Origin of the sequence: Frankia canadensis (genome assembly GCF_900197875.1) — a bacterium.
GTDB classification, from domain to species: domain Bacteria; phylum Actinomycetota; class Actinomycetes; order Frankiales; family Frankiaceae; genus Frankia; species Frankia canadensis.
The window spans coordinates 1-4,074 of the sequence record NZ_FZMO01000308.1 but is presented as its reverse complement, the minus strand read 5'-3'; the positions used below and the strand labels follow the sequence as shown (position 1 = coordinate 4,074).

The 4,074-nt window shown below is 69.0% G+C and carries 5 protein-coding genes; 2 read left to right on the top strand and 3 right to left on the bottom strand.

Annotated features, from left to right (window positions below; all coding sequences use genetic code 11):
* Positions 1-329: 329 nt before the first annotated feature.
* Both C1A33_RS21550 and C1A33_RS21545 read left to right on the top strand, forming a co-directional pair.
* Entirely contained in the window at positions 330-989 is a 660-nt protein-coding gene (locus tag C1A33_RS21550; protein ID WP_101833217.1) for an NADPH-dependent F420 reductase, read from the top strand.
* A gap of 191 nt (positions 990-1,180) precedes the next feature.
* Positions 1,181-1,645: a MarR family winged helix-turn-helix transcriptional regulator gene (locus tag C1A33_RS21545; RefSeq protein ID WP_101833216.1), complete on the top strand. Its 465-nt coding sequence runs from the start codon at positions 1,181-1,183 to the stop codon at positions 1,643-1,645.
* Positions 1,646-1,753: 108 nt separating this feature from the next.
* Here C1A33_RS21545 and C1A33_RS21535 read toward each other — a convergent pair whose 3' ends face one another.
* From C1A33_RS21535 to C1A33_RS21525, 3 genes are all read right to left on the bottom strand, one after another.
* Positions 1,754-2,590: an SDR family NAD(P)-dependent oxidoreductase gene (locus C1A33_RS21535; protein ID WP_101833215.1), complete on the bottom strand. Its 837-nt coding sequence runs from the start codon at positions 2,588-2,590 to the stop codon at positions 1,754-1,756.
* Positions 2,591-2,683: 93 nt separating this feature from the next.
* Positions 2,684-3,208: a MarR family winged helix-turn-helix transcriptional regulator gene (locus C1A33_RS21530; RefSeq protein ID WP_101833214.1), complete on the bottom strand. Its 525-nt coding sequence runs from the start codon at positions 3,206-3,208 to the stop codon at positions 2,684-2,686.
* Positions 3,209-3,278: 70 nt separating this feature from the next.
* Positions 3,279-3,896: a nitroreductase family protein gene (locus C1A33_RS21525; protein ID WP_101833213.1), complete on the bottom strand. Its 618-nt coding sequence runs from the start codon at positions 3,894-3,896 to the stop codon at positions 3,279-3,281.
* Between the last annotated feature and the right edge of the window lie 178 nt (positions 3,897-4,074).

Sequence of the window (4,074 nt, the reverse complement as noted above, 5' to 3'; positions counted from 1 at the left end):
GAGCCTGGTTGACGGCCCGATGACGGCACTGGGTGACTGGATCGTCGAGCACGGCGACGAACTGCTGGACGCGCAGGACAGCTCGGCCGAGATCTGACCTCGCGGCGGCGGCGAGGGCCCGGCCGAAGAGCCGCGAGAACGACGGGGTCCCAGGTGTGCGCGAACAGGTCGGTCGCCGCCCGCAGGCGACAATCCGCGACCAGCTCCACGCAGCCGCGCGGGTTCTCGCTCATCCGGGTCATCGTCGCAGTCTCGTACGCACCGTTTGGTGCGTACCGGCTTTCCTACCGTTGCCGGGTAGGCAGCCGGCGCGGACGAGGAGAGACCACATGCGGATCGGGATTCTGGGCACGGGAACGCTGGCCGAGGGGCTGGGGCGAGGGTGGAGCCAGGCCGGGCACGAGCTGGTGATCGGCGGACGGTCACGGGCCAGGGCGGACGCGCTCGCCGAGCGGCTGGGCGGGACGGCGCATGCCGCCACCCCACGAGACGCCGTCGCCGGGTGCGACGCGGTGCTCCTCGCCGTCCTGTGGGCCGGCATCGAGGAGATCCTTTCCAGCGCCGGCGCGGCCGAAGGCACGCTCGCGGGAGTGCCGTTGATCGACCCGACCAACGCCGTCGAGCACGGAGTCGGCGTGCTGCTCCCCGAGCGGCACGCCGCGGCTGATCGGACAGCCGCCTGCGCTCCCGGGGCACATGTCGTCAAGGCGTTCCACCTCTTCGCGGCCGACCAGTGGACACGCCGCCCCGCCGACGGTGGTCACGACGTTCCAACGCCAACAGTGGCAATCTGTGGCGACGACGCCGCCGCGCTACACGTCACCAGCGAACTCATCCGGGACGTCGGCGGCGAACCCGCCGTTCTCGGCCCCCTCAGCCGCGCCCGTCAGCTCGAAGAAGTCGCGGGCTTCGTCATCGGGCTCGCGTTCGCGGGCTTCGACCCCGCCTCAGCCGTCCCCCACATCCAGACGGGAACCGTCTCCAGATAACAGCGGGAGAATATCGGCCACGACGCGAACGATCCGCGATCCAATGGACGCGGATCGTCCCGCCCCACTCCATCCTTCCGAAACCAGCGCCCAGCGACCTTGACCTCAAGTCCGGTGGAGGTTCTAGCGTGATCACTCGATGCCGCCATACGGCGACGAGGACGCCCTACAGCACCGCGGGAAGGACTGGCATGGCCACGGAGATCAAGAAATATTCGGACGAGCTACTGGCGGCGCAGCCGATCGGGTACTGGAGCGGCGAGGCCTACCGGCGAGTCGTCGGCCGGATCCGCGCCGATCTGGCCACCGAGGGGCTGACCCAACCGCACTGGTGGATCCTCAACCACGTCGTTGGCAATCCCGAGGAGTGGGACCGCGCGCGTCTCATCCACCGGCTCGCCCGGTTCGACGATCTCGACATCGATTTTGACGGCGTTTTCGACGACCTACTCAAACGCGGCTGGATAACTCAGAGACAGGACGGGACCTTCGTCATCACCGAGGCGGGCGAGGCCGGGCGGACCCGCGCCGCGGACCGCGCCCATCAGGCGCTGGCGCAGGTCCATGACGGCATCGCCCCGCATGAATACGCGACCGCACTCAACGTGCTGCGACGCATGATCGCGAACCTCGGCGGCGACGCGGATCTGCCCTGAACGAGAGCCCGTCTGCTGCCAGCCTCACCGAAGGGCGCTGCGACCTCGTGCCAGCTCGGGGCATCGACGTTGAGCTGTTTGCCGAGTAACGCCACGAAGGTCGTGGCTTTATCCACGCCGGAACCGGGCCGTGCGGTGGTCGAACCGCGCGAGCAGGTCGACGGTGAGGTCGTGTAGACGGCGGGCGTCGTCGAGATACCGTGCCTTCGGCTCCAGCGGCACGCGGCGGCCTTCCAGCACGGCGGTCAGCCCTTCCCGCCCGGGCGGATCCAGAAACGGAAGGATCTGGGCGACGGCGCTCGCCACCGGCTTTCCGATCACCCTTAGCTGGTCGACCTGCGCGGCGGTGACCGGGTCGTACTCCCCGGCAAAACTCGTGACCACCACCCCAGGGTGGTTCAGAACGTAACGTATACCGTTGTCGGCGTAGGCGCCCACGAAGTCGACGCCGAGCAGGTCGTTGAGCCGGCCGGCGTGGCCCATCGCCCCGACACCGTGATAGTCGCGTTCCAGCTGAAGGTCGTTCCAACGGACTGGACCGGTCTGTCCGGCGCCCCCGAAGTTGAGCACGACCGGATGCTCGGCGCGGCTCAGCGGACCGACCAGGCCATGACTGAGCAGGAATCTGCTCAGGTAGAACAGCGCGAAGTTGCTCTCGAAACCATCGGCGGTCAGGAGCCGGGTTTGCCGGTGGTAGCGCGCGCCGAGCACCAGGACGTCGAGCACCGGATACCGCTGGGAGATCCATTCGACCAGGTGGCGGTTCTCCGCCACCCCGCTCAGGTCCGCGCCGATGAACCGGGCCCGTTCACCGGCGCGCTCGAACGCCGCGCCCTTCCGCCCGTCACGCCCTACGACGAGCACCTCGAACCCGCGGCGGAGGTACTCCTCCGCGAGCCCTCTACCGATGCCGTCGGTGCCGCCCGTGACCACTGCCGTAGCCATCCGCAGACTTCTCCCCTCTGGAAGGCCGCCGAGGGGGGCGCACCTGTCCAGTCAAGATGCTTTTAACCATCAAAGCATCTTGTCGGTGGCAGGTCAGCGCGGGCCCGTACCACCAGCGGCGCCAGTCCCGAGCTTCGCCCGCAGGCCGGCGAGCATGTGCTCATCGACGAGAAGCAGCAGCTCGGCTGCCTGCTCAAGTCGACCGTCGGGGACCTCGGCGAACACCGCCCGGAGCAGGTCGCGCCTGGCGGAACGAACCCTCCCGACCGCCGCCCGCCCCTTCGGCGTGATACCGATCATGATCGCGCGGCGGTCTCCCTCGACAGGAATCGCCTCGACGAGACGGCTCGCGCGGAGCTGACGCAACTGCAGCGAGACCGTGGAGATGTCGACCTGCAGGCATTCCGCGATGACAGAGATCCGCAGGGGCTCGACCAGGTCGAAGAACTCCAGCAACCGCAGCTCGCTCGGTGCCAGCTCGCACCCCGAGCGCTGGGCGATCTCCCGCCGGATGTGCTTGCTCTCACTCCAGCGCACCAGCGCCGCGACACCGGCCTCCAGCCGCTCCAGCGGCGCCTGAACGGACGCAGGGGACGAAGCCGGCACGGCGGAACTCACGCCGCCAGGCTATCCACATTCCGAGACGTCGGCGGCCTGCCCGCCGGCCTCGGCCCCCTCAGCCGCGCGTTCAGTCCTGGGCGCGGCCCCACCGCTCGTAGTAGGTCACGCTCTGCACAGACGGCCGCGCCGCTGGCCGGAAGTCGGTCGTGGTCAGGTAGGCCACCGGCAGCAATGCGACCTGGGTGACGTCATCGGGAATGCCGAGCAGCGCGGCCACATCGGCCTCATGGCCGTCAAGGTGATAGCCCGTGATCGTCGTGCCGAGCCCGCGGCTGCGCAGCGCGAGCTGGAAGCTCCAGATCGCCGGATACACCGAACCGTAGAAGACGTTGGCATCCGCACCCGGACCGGCCGGGCGACCGATCATGGCGGCGAGGACGAACACCGGCACCCGGTCGAGGACGTCGAGCAGATGCCGGCTCGATGCCAGGGTGGCCTGACTGACCAGATGACCGAACTGGGCCTGGGCGGCGCGCGCTGGCTCCCGGACGTGCTCGGCGACGGCTGACCGCGTCGCCTGGTCGCGGATGACCAGCCAGCGAATGCTCGACAGCAGGGCCCCGGCCGCCGGCGCCTGCAGGGCGATCCGCAGGCATTCCGCGAGGACCTCGGGCTCCACCGGCCGGTCGAGGTCGAGCTTGCGGCGCACCGACCGGGTGGTGGTCAGCAGGGTGTCGACGTCCATCAGACTCATCATCCGCTCCAGGCTTACGGCGTAAACTTACGTCGTAAGCATACGGCGTACGTACGACCCTTGCGCGGTGGCCCTAGAGTTGGTGACGGCTGTCGGCAACACGGAAGGCGGTGTCGTGACTCCTCCACCGGCTGAGGCCGGCGGCTTCTCAGGACGACGTTGCCGCGGT